Here is a 16,588-nt window from a genome sequence, read left to right on the forward strand (position 1 = left end):
CCCTCACTCATTTCTTGGTACAAGTACTAAATTAGAAATAAAGGTATTTTAGAAATATTATTTTTAGATTTATAATGGGTCAAGGGCGGAGCCCTCACTCATTTTTTGGTACAAGTACTAAATTAGAAATAAAGGTATTCTAGAAATATTATTTTTGGATTTATAATGGGTCAAGGGCGAAGCCCTCACTCATTTCTTGGTACAAGTACTAAATTAGAAATAAAGGTATTCTAGAAATATTATTTTTGGATTTATAATGGGTCAAGGGCGGAGCCCTCACTCATTTCTTGGTAAAATTATTGAAGAAGTCAGATGAATTCATAATTAATTGGGATTATAGATGAAAATAATTTTAAAAAAGTAGTACAATAAATATTTGTAAAATCTAAATTTTAGAGGTTATAAAGATACTAAAAATTTGATGAGAAGGGGGTACTTAGCATGTTAAAAACTATTTTAGCTTTGTTAGGTATTGTTTTTATAGTAATCCTGTCTTTTCTATTTTTTCCTGTTATTTGGAGGGTGATAGCAATAATTGTTGGAATTGTTCTTGCTTGTTTAGTATTTTTTGGATTTATTACTATTGCTTTACCTATAACTTTAATACTTTTAGTTGTGATTCTGATTTATAGACTGATAATCTTTCTGATATAATGATTGTATTAGAGAGTTTTTAATATTATTAATATGATCTAATTCGTTAACTTGACTTTTTTCTTTTTTTATGATAGAATTTTTTCAGTTTAAATGAAAGGTGATTTATATGTTAAACGATTTTATATATGCAAAAGCAACATATAAACAGTTATCCATAGTTTTAAATAATAATAATAATAACAATACACAGCGTCGGCAATTATCGCTGTAGTATTGTTATATAAAGGTTGCCGGCGCTGAAACATAAAAAATCAGCGCCGGTTTTTATTTTTATTAATTAATATAAAAACTTAACTAATAATTAAATGTAATTTTAAAAATATTATTACTAACATATCTTAAAATTATAGGGAGGGAACATGTAATGGAGTTAGTAAAAAAAGAGGGAAGAAAGGTTGATTCTGTAGAATTAGTGGAAAAATATTTAAAAGATGAATCTTATAAAGATGCTTTAATTATTCAGTCAGGTATTATCGGCCTATCAAGACAATTTCTTCACAATGAAGGATTTGTAGAGTATTTACCAGTAATTGTATCTACAATTACTGATCCTTTAAATAGAGATGTTTTTGAAGCACAGATAGATTATTATGGTCACAAATATTATATTACTAAATCCATGATAGTTCAAAAACAGGTAGGTATTTTAGTACATGACAAAATATTTTCATTCTCTCCTAATTTGAGACTAGAAAGAGAAGAGAAGGCACAATCTGGTAGACATTTGATTGATTTTGTTCAGCTGGATTTAGAAGTGAAAAATGCTAAAAGAGAAGATATTATGAGTTTAATGGAAGATTTAATAATATTTGTAATCAATAATTTGCTTCAAGACCATTCTGAATTGATAAAAAAGTATCATCCTGGACTCAGTGTTCCAAAAAAGCCTTTTAATAGGATTTCTGTCAAAGAAGCGAAAAAAAGGTTTGGTGATGACTATGAAAAAATTATTTCTGAAAAGTCAACAGAGCCTGTTTGGTTAATTGATATGCCTATAGAAGAAAGAGAATTTTATGATAAACAAAATCCTTTGGAACCAGACACTCTTTTAGATTTTGATTTGATTTATCCTGAAGGATTTGGTGAGGGGATATCTGGTGGAGAACGTGAATATGAGTATGATCAAATTGTTAAAAGAATTAAGTTAAAAGGAAACAATTTAGATAGTTATGAAGATTATTTAAAAATAGCAAGAAAAGGTTATTTGCGGCCATCTGCAGGGTGTGGGATAGGCATAGAGCGATTTACTCGTTATATAATGGGATTGGAACATGTTGAAAAAACTAGATTATTTGCAAAAGTACCGGGTCAATTTTCTATATAAACCACAGGAGCTAGTTGCAAAAAATATATATATTCAATCTATTGGAGGAATTATTAAATGAACATAAAAAGAGCCATAATTTCCGTATATAACAAGGATAAATTAGAGAACTTTGCAAAGTTTTTATATGATAATGGTGTTGAGATAATATGTACCGAAGGTACTTCTAATTTTCTAAATGAAAAAGGTATAAAGACCATAAAAATGTCAGATTTTATTGGTTTTCCTGAAATATTAGGAGGAAGGATAAAGAGTATTGATCCTAAATTGTTAGGGGGGATTTTGGCCAAATCAAGTGACGAAAAACATGCAAAAGAGTTAATTGACTTTAATATCAAGAAAATTGATATGGTAATTGTTAACTTTCCTTCTTTTGATGAAATAATACAAGTAACAAAAAATGAAGATACTCTTTTAGATTTTATTGATATAGGTGGATATACATTAGTTAGAGCAGCAGCAAAAAATTACAAAGATGTTGTTCCACTTGTTGATCCTAAAGATTATGAAACTGTATTAGAGAATTTAGAAGATTGTGGAGATGTTCCATTGCAGTTGAGACGCAAATTGTCTTTGAAGGTCTTTTTTTCAACTTCTAAATATGATGCCACTATTCACAAAGTATTTTCCGAATTGTTCGCAGCTGAAAAATTTGATCATGAATTTTTTGAGATATTGGGAGAATTACGGTTTGGAGCAAATCCATTACAAGAAGCGATGTTAATGAAATTTCTAGGTGAAAATAGTTTTATAGATTGTTTAGAAAACCTTACTCCACATAAAAAACCTACATTAAGAATCTTGAAAGATATTAAATTGCTTTTTTCTTTAGTCAGTCTTACTCAATCGAATTTTATAGGTTTTTCTAAAAAAGGGGTTTTTATTTACGGGATAGTAGAACCTAACGATGATGAAAAAAAAGAATTTGTTAAGTTTGTTAAAAATTGGAAAGGTGGAGTAATTTATTCTGATGATGAAGATGTATTAGATGAGTTAAAATATTCTAGACATGATTGTTTACTAACCTCATTAAATATTAGTGACAAGGAACGCTTTCTGTCATTCAAACCCATGATTTTAAAAATGCATAAAAAAACAGTGTATCGAAAAGAAGATTATGTTATAGATGATGATCTGGTGGTTAAACAGAGATCAGTAAATCTTGCTTCAGATTTAGAAACCTTTTCAGATATTGAAAAAATTGCTTTTGAAGTAGCAAAAAATCACAGGTCGGATACAGTAGTCTATATTAAAGGTCATAAAATATACTGTGGTAATCAGGCTTGTGTTGATAGGGAGATTTCCTTAAATATTCTTTCAAATATTATGGAACGATTTGAAGAGAATTTTTCTCAAGGTACACTTATCTTTGATTCTTCTATTAATTCAGAAAAAATTGTCAATTTAATCCTTGAAAAAGATATAAAGAAAGTGATTATTCCTCCTCATTTACCTGCATATAGTAAATATTTAGACGAATTAAAGGAGAAGAACGTTGAACTTAAAATAACTTCTAGAAGATATCATAGATATTAATTGATAATAAAAGTCAAAAATCCCCTTCTTAATAAGGGGTTTTTTATTTTGTAATTAATTTTAATAAAATCTTGTTATATAATAGTGGTTAATAAGCATAGTATTTTATGAAAGGTGTAGATATTTTGTTAGAGAATATTGAAACTATTATTAGTGTAGTTCTAGTATGTAAAAATGAAGAAAATACAATTGAAAAATGTTTAAACTCTTTGATTAATCAATCTAGGATGCCAGATGAAATACTTGTAGTAGATGGTATGTCTACAGATGAAACTCAGAATATTGTTAGAACATTTATTAAAACTCATTCAAATATTAAATTAATAATCAACGATAAAGTTTTTACCCCTCATGGACTTAATTTAGGGATTAAAAAAAGTAAAGGGAATATTATAATGATTGCAGGTGGTCACACTATCTTTGATCAGTCTTATCTTAAGCAATCGATCGATTTTTTACTTAATAACGACGATGCATATGCGGTTGGAGGAGTGTCCTTAGCACAGCCTCTTGATCAAAAAAGTGTACTTCAAAAATCTATAGCATATTCTTATTCTTCTTCTTTTGGGACTGCCTCCAAACACAGATATTTACATGATTATCCTATAGAAGTAGATACAGTTGCATATGCATGCTATAGAAAAGAGGTTTTTGAAAAAATAGGATACTTTGATGAAAGATTATTGAGAAATCAGGATATTGAATTTAATTACCGTATGAGAAAAAACGGTTTGAAAATTTTTCTTTTGCCAGTAATAAATATTTATTACGTGCCTACTAATTATAAGAAATTTTTAAAGAAAAATTTTTCCAACGGTTACTGGAACATTCTAACTTTACGTTACACTCCTCATGGTTTATCTTTGAGACATTTTGTACCATTTTTCTTTGTTACATATTTAATAATATTAATATTACTTCTAATTATAAGTAGAAATAATGCTTTAAAAATAGTTTTTTCATTACCACTTATATTTTATTTAATTTTAGATAGCTATTTTTCATTAAATTATTCGATAAGGGAAAGAAAAATTTCATTATTTTTTTGTAGTATGGTATCTTTTTTATTGTTACATCTGTCTTATGGAATTGGAACCTTATGGAGTCTAGTAAGAAATGCTTTTGTGTTTAATAAGTAATGAACAATAATCGATTTTTCTAGTAGAGAGAGGAAAATATATGACTTTTGTTAAAATTATATCCGCATTTGTGTTATCAGTTGTTTTAACACCATTGATGATAAAAATAGCAAAAAAGTACAATATTGTTGATAAGCCTGATAATAAATTGAAATCACATAAATCTCCTACCCCTTATTTAGGTGGAATAGCAATATTTTTATCAATATTACCTTTTTATATTCTTGATATAGGTTTTATTTTACCAGCCTCTATTTTAACATTTATTGGTTTGTATGATGATATGAAAAATGTTTCTCCATTTTTGCGACTAATATCTGAGTTCTTAGTTGTTTCTATGGCAGTGTATATGGTTGGAGGAATAAGAAATCCTTATCATTTTGTCTTGCTTGTGATAACAGGTATAGCTTTAGTTAATGGAGTAAATATGGTAGATGGAATGGATGGAGTATGTGCAGGTACAGTAGTAATTAGTTTGATTTTTTTTGCTGTGATTTCAAAAAACTATGACTTATTAATTTTTGTTTCAGCAATAATGGGATTTTTATTGTATAATTTCTATCCTGCAAAAATCTTTTTAGGGGATGCTGGTTCTTATCTTCTTGGATTTATGTTATTTTATTCATTTTCATTTCTTTCTGGAAAATCTGGCAGAGGAGGTTATTTTATATCGCTTATAATAACTGGTTTTTTCTTTGTAGACTTATTTTATGCAGTATTAAGAAGACTTTTAAATAAAAGATCTCCTTTTTTGGGAGACAAAGAACACATCTATGATAAAATTCGAAAAAAATACAACATTCCTCCAATAAAAGTTTCACTTGTTACATATATAATCTCTTTTGTTTTTGGAATCATTGGCCTAATAGCTTGGGATTTTCAAGTTATAGGTGTTATAATAGTGATAGCAGTGTTCCTGTTTATTGGCTACCATTTTGAATTATATAAATATCAATTTTGATAAGTGAAAAATTACTTGAAATGTTTGATGTAAAAGAGGTGTTAGTATGATTATATTAAAGGGTGTTTATGGTGATTTTATGAAATTGCGTCCTTCCTGGGTAAAAAAAATATTTGTTGATGATACGTCAATAAAAAACGAAAAAGGTCCAGAACTTTTCGAAAAATATACATATGAAATAGAAGGCAGATTTGGAAATTATAAATGGTTAAACAACGAATTTAATCTCGAAGATGAGGGAGATAATACAAAATTACAAGAACTAAAAATAGATATTGAATATATTCCTTTAATTTTGACCATTTTTAGGATTAACACATTTTTTAAATCAAGTAAGAAAAGTGTTATCTCCTTGTTATCTACCGAACAAGAAAATAGAACTGCAGAAATAATAACAGAAGAATCTTTGGTATATGCTTTAAATGAATCAAGTGAATCAGTGTTCGTTTATTTAAAGAAATTAAAAAAAGGTATTATAGAGCACCATTTGGTTTTCAGTCACGGAAATTATGGCAATTTTTATGATTTAAATATAGAAACAGATGAAAAAGGCATAAGAAACTTTTATAAAAATCTTTTGAATGAGACAAATAATTTTCGAGTTGCGGTTCTACCGACTATAACCCAAAAATCTTCTCCTTATTACAATAAAATTTTAGAAAAACTAGAAATAGTAAATTATGAAGATATTTTAGGAATTACTGATGAATTTTTCTCTTTATTTGACATTTCTCCAAATGACATTGTTGGAAATATAACTGCTCAAAAAGATCTAGAAAGCTATGCAAATTATCTTTCTAATTTAAGAAATGAAAATGATTTCTATTATTTTGATGAAGATGTTGATGATTTAGACATAGATTTCAGCGTAAAAAACATGGAAGAACTTGAAGATGAAATTAAAGATAGCATAAATGATTCAGAAGAATTATATAGTATAGATAATACTTATGAAGATGAGTATTTTGATATTTTCTTAGAGTTAGAGGAAGAATTTATGGATTTTATGGATAGGGTTATGTTTGATGACAGTTTGGACGAAGAAATAAAAAGGAAGTATTTAATGGGCGTCAAAAATTTAATAAATGAAATCTCTGCGTTATTTAACAATCTTAAAAGTAAGAAAGAATTTGAAAAAGAAATTCTGTTAGATTTAGTAAATGCATATGGGATTGATCAAATTAAGTTAAAAAAAGAATTATTTTCTCAAATATTTGATGAAATAGATATGGAAAATGATTTAAAAGACATTTATGAGATTTCTGAAGATAAAGTATTAAATGATTATAAAAAATGGTATAAAGAAGTAATCTATAAAAAAGGAAAGAGTATGATGGAATTCATTAAAAATTAACATTCCACAATATTTTCAGGAGGTAAGCTAATGTCTCTAAATGAGATCTTTAGTTTTTTTTCTAATAGTGGCTTTGCAAGCATAAATTGGTCACAAATTGTTATGATTGCCATTGGTCTTGGTATTATTTACATTGCTATCGTAAAACATGCTGAACCTCTTCTTTTAATCCCGCTAGGTTTTGGAATGATCATGGCTAATATACCTCCTGAATTGACAGGAATCCTTTTGCCTCCTCAAAATGGTCAACCGGGTGGTTTATTGTGGTATATTAAACAAGGAATGGAATTGGGAATATACCCCCCTTTAATATTTCTTGGAATAGGTGCTTTAACAGATTTTTCATATTTGATTGCAGATCCTAGGTTAATATTGTTGGGTGGAGCAGCACAAGTCGGTATATTTATTACTTTTATTCTGGCAAGTTTATTAGGTTTTGATTTGCGTGCAGCTGCATCTATTTCTATAATTGGTGGGGCGGATGGACCTACAGCTATATATCTAGCTTCAAAATTTTCTCCTGATATGTTATCTGTAATAGCTATTGCAGCTTATTCTTATATTTCTCTCATTCCTATTTTACAACCACCAGTTTCGAAGTTATTGACAACCAAGAGAGAAAGAAAAATTAGAATGAAAAAACTAAGAAATGTTTCAAAGAAAGAAAGAATTATATTTCCAATTTTAACAACAATATTAGTTTCTATGATAGTTCCCCAAACATTACCTTTGATTGGTATGTTAATGTTAGGAAATCTTCTAAAAGAAACTGGATTGACGGGGAGATTAGCAGAAGCAGCGTCTAGGTATATTTGTGATACAGTTACAATCTTACTTATGCTTTCGGTAGGTGCTTCGGCTACAGCTGATATTTTTTTATCTCTCGGTACGTTAAAAATCATTCTTTTGGGAGCATTTGCTTTTGTTAGCTCTTTAGCCAGTGGAATTATTTTTGCAAAATTTATGAATCTATTTTCTAAGGAAAAAATAAATCCATTGATCGGAGCTGCAGGAGTTTCAGCTGTTCCTGATTCTGCAAGAGTTGCTCAACGATTAGCTCAAGAGGCAGATCCTGGGAATTTTATTTTGATGCATGCAATGGGACCAAATGTCGCTGGAGTAATAGGTTCTGCTATTGTTGCAGGTTTTTTCTTAAGTATTCTTTAAAGGAGGATAAATATAGTGCAATCCACAAAGAAATTGTATAATGTAGTAATAAACTATAATTACTGCAAGAGATGTGGAATTTGTTCTTGGATTTGTCCTGTTAAAGCTATAGTTGAAGGAGAATTTGATATTCCTCAAATTTCTGATCCTCTTAAATGTACAGGATGTCTTCAGTGTGAAAGGATGTGTCCGGATTTTGCAATTGATGTTAGATTAGTGGAATAGTAATAGATTTATTTAGAAAAAGAGGTGATTCGATGGGTAAGATGCTTTTTTTACAAGGCAACGAAGCTGTAGGCATGGCTGCGATAAAAGCTGGCTGTCGTTTTTTTGCTGGATACCCAATTACACCTTCTACAGAAATTGCAGAATATATGGCTCGAGAACTACCAAAAGTCGGAGGTACCTTTATTCAAATGGAGGATGAATTATCAAGTGCATCTGCAATAATAGGAGCTTCACTTGCTGGAACCAAATCAATGACAGCTACTAGTGGACCTGGTTTTTCATTGATGCAAGAAGCTATAGGCTATGCCATAATGGCAGAAGTACCAACTGTATTTGTAGATGTAATGAGGGGCGGTCCTAGCACAGGATCACCAACAGATCCGTCTCAAGGAGATATAATGCAGATTCGTTGGGGAACACATGGAGATCATCAAATTATTGCACTTTATCCTTCAACTGTTGAAGAGGTTTATATCTATACAATAGAGGCCTTTAATTATGCCGAAATGTATCGAACTCCTGTAATTTTAGCTTTAGATGAAACGTTGGCACATATGAGAGAAAATGTGTACTTTGATTATGACAAAGAAAATCCCAGAATAATTGAAAGGTTAAAAGAAAGGGAACTAGATGAGGATGAACTTTTTCTACCTTATGATATGAATTATCAAAGGTTAGTAAATCCTTTAGTAGAAATGGGAAAAACTAGATTTCACGTGTCGGGTTTGTTTCATGATGAAAGTGGATTTCCCACTAGTGATCCCAATCGTATTGCAAAAGTTTTAGAGCATCTTGATGCTAAAATCAGATTATATGCTGAAGAAATATCTATCTATAATGAGTATTTGATTCAAGATGCCCAGATAGTTGTTATAGCATTTGGAAGTGTTGCAAGAAGTGCTTTAAGAGCTGTTAAACAGGCGAGATCTGATAAAATTCCTGTTGGCCTTTTTAAACCTATTACACTGTGGCCTTTACCAACTTCACGATTGAAAATGCTTTTAAAAAATTCTCAAATAATTATTGTTCCAGAAATGAATAAAGGACAATATGTTAGAGAAATTTCACGACTAAATAAGGCAAACAGACATATAGAATCACTCACTAAAACCACAGGAAAGTTGATAACATCCGAAGAGATTTTAGATGTGATTGTTAAGATGTGGATTCAAATATCGGAGATGTAGAAAATGACAAATGAAATTCCAACAAAATATATAAAAAAAATAAGAAGAGCTTATATTAATCCGGGTCTTACATATGTTTTAAATAGATTTTGTGATCTATTTCTTTTTTCAATTAATGTGTATGTTGATATCAATGAAGATCCTGAAAAGGTTCCTTCTAATCTATATAAATTTTTAAAGATATGTAATTCCTTTAAATTATTTAAGATTATGAGTTTTCAAGAAATAAAAGATATTTCCCAACAGAGAATTATGTTGGATATGCCAGGCGAAGCAGGAAAAGTGATTTTAACTTATGAGATTTTAATAAAAGATGAGGTTTATCTAGTATATGAAATTATAAAGCGTTCAAAACCTATTGTATCAGTTATTTTAACCGATATTCTATTAAATTCAGCCAAATTGGGGAGTGTTTTTAAAACTTCAAAAATCATTCTTGAAAGAAGTTATGATATTGAGTCATCGGTAGATGAGATGATATATGCATCAATGACTGGAATTACCGGAGGTTTTGCAGGTGCGTTTAATAGAGCCATTCTATTTAAAGAGGATGGAAATGATTTTAGAGTACATAGAGCTCTAGGTCCTGCAGATGAATCAGAAGCCCACATGGTATATGATGCTTTTGAAACCTTAGAAATGGATATATTACCTTATTTACAAGGATATACCAACAATATGGAGTACTTTTCAAACTTAGAAAAAAATATTAAATCAATTTCTATAAGAAAGAGAGTTCTATTCAAAAATCAACTTTTAAATAAAGCTTTTGAAAAAAATGCTACAATTAAATCTCCTGTTAGTAATTTAGACGAAAGTTTGGTTCATGCGCTAGGCTTGAGAGGAGAAATTGCATTTTCACCATTAAAAATTTCGCAAGAGAACATCGCTTTTTATTTATGTGATAACAGATATGATGGTAAACCTATAACTGATGAACAATTAGAAATTTTGGATTATTTTGCTAAACAAAGTGCCATAATGTGGCAAAATAAAATTTCGTTGAATTTATTAAAAGAAGAAGCAGAAATAGACATGCTTACTAAAGTCGGTAATAGAAGAGGTTATGAAAAGTACATATCCTCGTTAAGCTATCAAAAAAGTCAATCTATCGCTATAGCCATTTTGGATCTAGATAATTTTAAAGATGTAAACGATAAGCATGGTCATCAAAAAGGTGATGAAATATTGGTAACTTTTGCAAATATTGCTAAAAAAAATTTGAGAAAGACTGATAAAATATTTAGGTACGGTGGAGACGAGTTTGTAGTAATTTTACATGATGTTTCTCAAACGAATGTTGTTAATGTTATAAAACGATTACAAAAGCAATTTTTCGCCGCAACTAATTGTACATTTTCTGCAGGTGTTAGTTATGGCGAGAGCAGTAATATTAGCCAACTTTTTGATGATGCTGATAAAAAATTGTATGAGGTAAAGCAAAAAGGGAAAAGTGATTTAATTTTCTAAGTTGTTTGAGTTATCAAAATATAACATCAAGTGCCATCATTAATAAAAAACCTATTATTAGAGAAAAGGTGGCTATTTCTTCATTTCCATGTGAATGTGTTTCGGGAATTATCTCGTCGCTTATAACGTAAAGCATTGCTCCTGCAGCAAAAGATAGGAAAAAAGGTAAAAGTGGTTCCATCAGAACAACTAATGAAGCTCCTAACAAACCTCCTAACGGTTCTACTAGTCCGGTTAATAATGTCCAATAAAAGCTTTGTTTTTTGCTGTAATTTGCTTGAAGCAATGAAAAAGCGGTTGCAGTTCCTTCAGGTATATTTTGTAGACCAATAGCTAATGCTAATGAAATTCCATTAGATATCATTCCCCCACCAAAGCTAACTCCAACCGCCATCCCTTCAGGAAAGTTATGTAGGGTTATAGCAATAATAAAAAGCCATATTTTTTTAAGTTTAGCTGCTTCAGGTCCTTCGTGACCTTTTAAAAAATGTTCATGGGGGGCAAATCTATCAAACAAATCTATAACTATTGAGCCGGTTAAAATTCCTATAATTGTGATTAATATCCCTCCTTGTTCAAGAGAAGGGACGATTAACGAAAACATAGTTGCAGAAAGCATAACTCCTGCAGCAAACCCAAGAAGAAAGTCCATTGATTTCTCATTCAATTCTTTTTTCATAAACAGAACAGGTATGGCACCAATTACTGTTGCTAAACCTGCAATAAGACTTGATATAGTTCCATATAACCATATTTGTAGATTAGTCAACATTGCCACATCCTTTTATTATTAAAATATATTATTATGTGTAGATAAAAAAATTAATGAGATAATGTACCTTATTCTGAAAGATAGTATAGCACAAAATCAAGGGAAAAATCAATAAATTTTAAAAAGATATCGATAATAATGCTGAATTTAACTGATATATTTGATATAATATATGAAGAAACAATAATGAATATATTATTCAAATGTATAATATTTAAATAATATCTATTCATTGTGTGTTTTCTACTAGTTTTTAGGTTTATTTATCAGTATTTAAAATTATTTACATAAACTCATTCTATGGATGGAGGTATAGCATTGGAACGAAACAAACCAAAAAATGTCTTTTGGCATGAAGGAAAGATAAAAAAAGAGGATAGAGAAAAACTTTTAGGTCAAAAAGGAGTTATTGTATGGTTCACGGGACTTTCGGCTTCAGGAAAGTCCACAATAGCTTGTGAAGTTGAAAGGAGGCTTTTTGAAAAGAAAAAACTTGCTTATGTCTTAGATGGAGATAATATTAGACATGGATTAAATAAAGATTTAGGGTTTTCTCCAGAAGATAGAGAGGAGAATATTAGGAGGATAGGTGAAGTTGCTAAGTTATTTTCAGATGCAGGATTGATAGCATTAACAGCATTTATTTCTCCTTACAAAAAAGATAGAGAAAAGGTGAGATATCTAGTTAAAAATGATGAATTTATTGAAGTGTACGTTAAATGTCCAATAGATGTACTAAAGAAAAGAGATCCAAAAGGGATGTATGAGAAGGCATTAAGAGGAGAAATAAAAGAGTTCACAGGAATTTCTGCACCTTATGAAGAGCCTGACAATCCTGAGCTTATATTAGAAACTGATAAAGAAACTATTGATCAGTCGGTTAATAAAGTTATGGAATATTTAAAAGCTCAAGGAATCATTTAAATATATATTATAACTATTTTTAAAAAGAGTCAATTTTAGAATACTTTTCAAAGTTATCATTAAGATTTTAGTAAAAAATAATTAAATAAATTAATGAGTGAGCAAAAGCCTAATAGTGACTTTATAGTGGGTCCAGGGCGGAGCTCCATCTGCATTATTAGTATAAGTACCAAAAAGATTAAAGAAATAAAGCGATAGAGAGTAATAGAAGTAGGATGGTATTTTGTAAAAAAATCAAATAGAAAATATATATATTACGGATTATAGGATTTCTAAAGTAAGTAAAAAGCGTATTAATAGGAGGTAATTTATGTCAGAAACTGATAAGAAAAAAAATAAAAATTTTAATTTTATTATTATAACTATAATATTTTTTCTAGGATTGTCTGTGTTTCAATTTTTCATGTACAGAAATATGAGGCCAAGGTTTCATGTTGTTTCGAGAGTTATTGACTTTAATATTTATGAAGATTTAAGTGTGGATTTTTCAACGAAAGTTGATATACAAGTCGAGCGAGAAAAGGATTTTAGTACATTGGTGTCAAGTTTTGGCACTTCAGATGAAGAAAAATTAACGATGTTTCAGGAGACTCTGGATAATTTGGAAAAGCAAGTTCCTAGAGATTTTGTCGTGTTGTCGTATGATTCCGCTGTTGAATCCGAATATCCTTTTATCTATGTTGATGAGACAGTCAAATTGAAAGGATTCGTAATTGAGAAAGAAGATGGAACTATTGAATTTTCTTTACCAAATCAACTTCTAAGCGGAGAAAATGAAAATGTTAAGGTTACAATACGTTTTCCAGAACATTGGAAGGTTGTTAGTGTCGAACCGGATCCTAATTATATTGAACAAAATACTATTGCTTATTCCTACATTGGTACGAGAAACTATCCTACGGTACAGTTTGTTGTCGAATAAAGGTTTGTATACCTAAGGGGGAATGCCTTTTGGTATTATTATTTATATTAGTATTTGTCTCGATAATATTATCTATAGTTAATATATTCTTTTTGTTCAAATTTATTAAATCTGTACAAGAAAGTCAAGTCAAGACTCAGAATAATATTAATGAGGAAGGAAATGTTTTTTTGGCTCGTTTCCAAAAAATTACCTCTACAAGGCTGAGAGCTTTAGACAACAAAATAGAAATAGTAGACCAATTATTGAAGGACTTAGATGATGCGTATGCTAAAACATACTCTTTGCTTTCTGATCTTGAGAGTAGATTAACGGAGCAGAAAAGAGAAGAAATTGTCAAAAATCGTCAAAAGTTAAATTCTGATAATTACGAAATAATACAGAAGCAGAAACATAACAAAAAAGAACTAAAAAGAATTGATAGTGGAAAGAGAGTCTACGAATTATCTAAAGAAATTAATATGGATACTAAGGATTTAATTAATTTCATAAATAAAGAAACAGAGATACAGATTTATAATCATCTACAGAAATTGTCAAAAGAAGAAGAAACATTAATCAAGGGCAAAATTTTGGGAGAACAGGCGATCAAAATAGATGAGGAAATGCCTTCTAGCAACGTTGAAGATGAACAAATAGTCGATGTTGAGCGAATAAATACTAGTAAGGGATCAGGGAAAAAAGAAAAGATTATTGATTTACATAGACAAGGATTGAGTCCTCAAGAAATAGGAAAAGAACTAAAGATTGGAGTAGGAGAAATAATGTTAGTTTTAAGTTTATTTAATCAAGATTAGAAACTAAAATAAATCTATTTTTACCAAATGAATCTTGTATAATCTTTGTTTTACCAATTTTTGACAGTATTTCGCATGCTTGATTAGTGTTAAATTCATTTGTTTCTAACAACAGACGTTTATCTTTGAGATATTTTGAATACATTGTAAGTTTTCTAAAAAAATTCAAGCCATCTTTTCCACCATCTAAGGCTATCCTGGGCTCATATTGTAATTGATGAGATTTGTCTATATAGAAAGACTCTACATAAGGTGGATTAGAAATAATTAGTTCAATTTTTGAAAGGTCCTCAAGTAAAGGTTCAAGAAACGCCCCATGTCTAAAATCTATAAAAACCCCTAATTTGTTTGCATTTAGTTTGGAGATTTCTAACGCTTCTAGAGAAACGTCAGTTGCCCATACGTTTACGTATGGGAGCTTTTTTTTAATGGTAATAGCTATTACTCCAGAACCTGTGCCAATATCTGCTATATTATTTATTTGCTTTGTTTTTATGAGTTCTAAAGCGATAAGAACTAGATCCTCTGTTTCTATTCTAGGAATTAAAACGTTTTCGTTGACAAAAAAGTCAAGTCCTAAGAAGTTAACTTTATTTGTCAAATATTCTAAAGGATAATTATCCAAATAATATTTTTTAATTTTTATGAATGTTTCTTCACTTATCTCTAACTCGGAATCTTGTAGATAATAAGAAATTTCTTTTCCTTCTATTAGAGATATAGCCTTTAAAATTTCAAAAGAGGAGACCTTGGCCTCCCCCTTAAATAGATTAATTAATTGAATTAGTTTCATTTTTATCACAATCCCAACAACATTCTCACTTCATCACTAGCCATCTCTGGATTCCAAGGAGGATCAAAAGTTAGTTCAATGTCAACGTCATTAACATTTTCGATTTCTTTAACCTTTTCTTTCGCATTTTCTACAATCAGTCCAATTAACGGACACATTGGTGTAGTCATTGTCATCAATATATGAACGTTGTTATTTTCATCTACTTCAACATTGTAAATCAAACCCAAAGAAACAATGTCAAAACCTATTTCCAAATCGTATACTTGTCTTAAAGAATTAATTATAGTTTCCTTATCAATTTTTTTCATATCAAATCACCTCAAAATAAAGCTGAATTAAAAATAATGGTTGATCTTTCCTGAAAATCTTGAAATTCCTTTGGTAAAACCTTATCAAAATATTCTTGAGCTTTCTTGTCTTTTAGGTTAAAAATAATTTGAGGGTTCGCCTCTTCAAAAGTTAATATACGAGCAGGATTCTTTTTCTCAATTTTTACTAACGCATAGGTCCCTTCAAAACTGTCATATAAAACTGGTCCAAAAACATATCCCGGGGGGTTACTTTTAATAATTTTAACCAAAGAATTTGTGTCATCATCTATTCTAATTGTTAACAAAGGATTATCTGATTGTCGATAAACTTCATCAAATGTGTAATAACCATCTATTATCCTACTATAAGTAAAGGAAGCCTCTTCTTCACTAGCAAAAATTAAAACTTTTATATCGGCAGTTGGAGGAGACATGTAATTTGATTTATTATTTTCATATTCAACTTTAACTTCATCATCAGATAATTCAATCTCTTCAAGAACCTTATTGTACAGGGCTGATATAGAATTAATGTATAAAGTTGAATAATAAGCATCATCAATATAATTAATTTTTGAAGTATAACCTAAATACAATAAATATTTTTCAATTTCATCATCTTGAATCTCCAACTCTTTAAAAGTTTCAGAAAATTTAGACTCAATATTACTTTTAACTTCATTTCGATTTAAATTTACACCCTTTTGTTCAACAAATTGGATGAAAAGTACCTCATTTGAAATCTTCATGGCTTGATCTATTAGATAAGTATTTAGAAATTCTACGCCAGTGGCAGTGTTAGTTAATCCCGAATAAAAGTCTGGATAATTGTCTTTTAAATCAAGCAAAATATAAAGTACTTGAGACCTAGAATTAAGCAATTCAGTACTAAGCTTCTCTCCGTTGACTATGGCAAAGGTATCTTGGTCTAGTGGTTCGTATAGTATGCTTGCCGAAAATAATGTAGGAATGAATAAAAATATTAACATGATTATGATGAATTTCTTTTTCATAGGAGTTCCTCCCAAACTAAAATTTAATGT

At 29.6% G+C, this 16,588-nt stretch carries 17 protein-coding genes; 13 read left to right on the forward strand and 4 right to left on the reverse strand.

Annotated elements, in window-relative coordinates:
- Positions 1-441 precede the first annotated feature (441 nt).
- From DTL3_RS06130 to DTL3_RS06175, 10 genes are all read left to right on the forward strand, one after another.
- Positions 442-654 (forward strand): hypothetical protein, encoded by a 213-nt coding sequence (locus tag DTL3_RS06130; RefSeq protein ID WP_045087959.1) that lies wholly within the window; start codon positions 442-444, stop codon positions 652-654.
- Positions 655-1,021: 367 nt separating this feature from the next.
- Positions 1,022-1,981: an asparagine synthetase A gene (locus tag DTL3_RS06135; RefSeq protein WP_045087960.1), complete on the forward strand. Its 960-nt coding sequence runs from the start codon at positions 1,022-1,024 to the stop codon at positions 1,979-1,981.
- A gap of 57 nt (positions 1,982-2,038) precedes the next feature.
- Positions 2,039-3,517, forward strand: a complete 1,479-nt coding sequence (locus DTL3_RS09475; protein WP_084217214.1) for a hypothetical protein — start codon at positions 2,039-2,041, stop codon at positions 3,515-3,517.
- A gap of 107 nt (positions 3,518-3,624) precedes the next feature.
- Positions 3,625-4,656 (forward strand): glycosyltransferase family 2 protein, encoded by a 1,032-nt coding sequence (locus tag DTL3_RS06145; RefSeq protein ID WP_045087961.1) that lies wholly within the window; start codon positions 3,625-3,627, stop codon positions 4,654-4,656.
- A 40-nt stretch (positions 4,657-4,696) separates the two neighbouring features.
- Positions 4,697-5,617, forward strand: coding sequence for a glycosyltransferase family 4 protein (locus tag DTL3_RS06150; RefSeq protein ID WP_045087962.1), 921 nt, complete (start codon positions 4,697-4,699; stop codon positions 5,615-5,617).
- A 46-nt stretch (positions 5,618-5,663) separates the two neighbouring features.
- Entirely contained in the window at positions 5,664-6,971 is a 1,308-nt protein-coding gene (locus DTL3_RS06155; RefSeq protein ID WP_045087963.1) for a hypothetical protein, read from the forward strand.
- Between the two features lie 30 nt (positions 6,972-7,001).
- Positions 7,002-8,138: a sodium ion-translocating decarboxylase subunit beta gene (locus DTL3_RS06160; RefSeq protein ID WP_045087964.1), complete on the forward strand. Its 1,137-nt coding sequence runs from the start codon at positions 7,002-7,004 to the stop codon at positions 8,136-8,138.
- Positions 8,139-8,153: 15 nt separating this feature from the next.
- Positions 8,154-8,363, forward strand: a complete 210-nt coding sequence (locus DTL3_RS06165; RefSeq protein WP_045087965.1) for an ATP-binding protein — start codon at positions 8,154-8,156, stop codon at positions 8,361-8,363.
- Between the two features lie 32 nt (positions 8,364-8,395).
- On the forward strand, positions 8,396-9,553 hold the full coding sequence (locus tag DTL3_RS06170; RefSeq protein WP_045087966.1) for a 2-oxoacid:acceptor oxidoreductase subunit alpha: 1,158 nt from the start codon (positions 8,396-8,398) through the stop codon (positions 9,551-9,553).
- 3 nt (positions 9,554-9,556) lie between these two features.
- Positions 9,557-11,023: a GGDEF domain-containing protein gene (locus tag DTL3_RS06175; RefSeq protein WP_045087967.1), complete on the forward strand. Its 1,467-nt coding sequence runs from the start codon at positions 9,557-9,559 to the stop codon at positions 11,021-11,023.
- 13 nt (positions 11,024-11,036) lie between these two features.
- On the opposite strand, the gene DTL3_RS06180 is transcribed toward DTL3_RS06175, so the two are convergent.
- Positions 11,037-11,795: a ZIP family metal transporter gene (locus DTL3_RS06180; protein ID WP_045087968.1), complete on the reverse strand. Its 759-nt coding sequence runs from the start codon at positions 11,793-11,795 to the stop codon at positions 11,037-11,039.
- A gap of 318 nt (positions 11,796-12,113) precedes the next feature.
- Between DTL3_RS06180 and cysC the strand changes: the two genes are divergently transcribed.
- From cysC to DTL3_RS06195, 3 genes are all read left to right on the forward strand, one after another.
- A complete protein-coding gene (cysC, locus tag DTL3_RS06185) occupies positions 12,114-12,719 on the forward strand; it encodes an adenylyl-sulfate kinase (protein WP_231853952.1) in 606 nt (201 codons plus the stop codon).
- A 310-nt stretch (positions 12,720-13,029) separates the two neighbouring features.
- The gene (locus DTL3_RS06190) at positions 13,030-13,641 is read left to right on the forward strand and encodes a DUF4897 domain-containing protein (protein ID WP_045087970.1); all 612 of its coding nucleotides are present in this window, start codon (positions 13,030-13,032) and stop codon (positions 13,639-13,641) included.
- A 29-nt stretch (positions 13,642-13,670) separates the two neighbouring features.
- Complete coding sequence (locus tag DTL3_RS06195) at positions 13,671-14,438, forward strand: translation initiation factor IF-2 N-terminal domain-containing protein (protein WP_045087971.1); 768 nt, start codon at positions 13,671-13,673, stop codon at positions 14,436-14,438.
- Here DTL3_RS06195 and DTL3_RS06200 read toward each other — a convergent pair.
- The 3 genes from DTL3_RS06200 to DTL3_RS06210 are packed head-to-tail and all read right to left on the reverse strand — an operon-like array spanning position 14,425 to position 16,558.
- Entirely contained in the window at positions 14,425-15,231 is an 807-nt protein-coding gene (locus DTL3_RS06200; RefSeq protein WP_045087972.1) for a N5-glutamine methyltransferase family protein, read from the reverse strand. The genes DTL3_RS06195 and DTL3_RS06200 overlap by 14 nt on opposite strands.
- Before the next feature lie 5 nt (positions 15,232-15,236).
- Positions 15,237-15,542 carry a metal-sulfur cluster assembly factor gene (locus DTL3_RS06205; RefSeq protein WP_045087973.1) on the reverse strand — a complete coding sequence of 102 codons (306 nt, stop codon included), beginning with the start codon at positions 15,540-15,542 and terminating at the stop codon, positions 15,237-15,239.
- Positions 15,543-15,553: 11 nt separating this feature from the next.
- Positions 15,554-16,558 (reverse strand): peptidyl-prolyl cis-trans isomerase, encoded by a 1,005-nt coding sequence (locus tag DTL3_RS06210; RefSeq protein WP_045087974.1) that lies wholly within the window; start codon positions 16,556-16,558, stop codon positions 15,554-15,556.
- Positions 16,559-16,588 lie beyond the last annotated feature (30 nt).

This window comes from Defluviitoga tunisiensis, from assembly GCF_000953715.1.
In the GTDB taxonomy this organism is placed as follows: domain Bacteria; phylum Thermotogota; class Thermotogae; order Petrotogales; family Petrotogaceae; genus Defluviitoga; species Defluviitoga tunisiensis.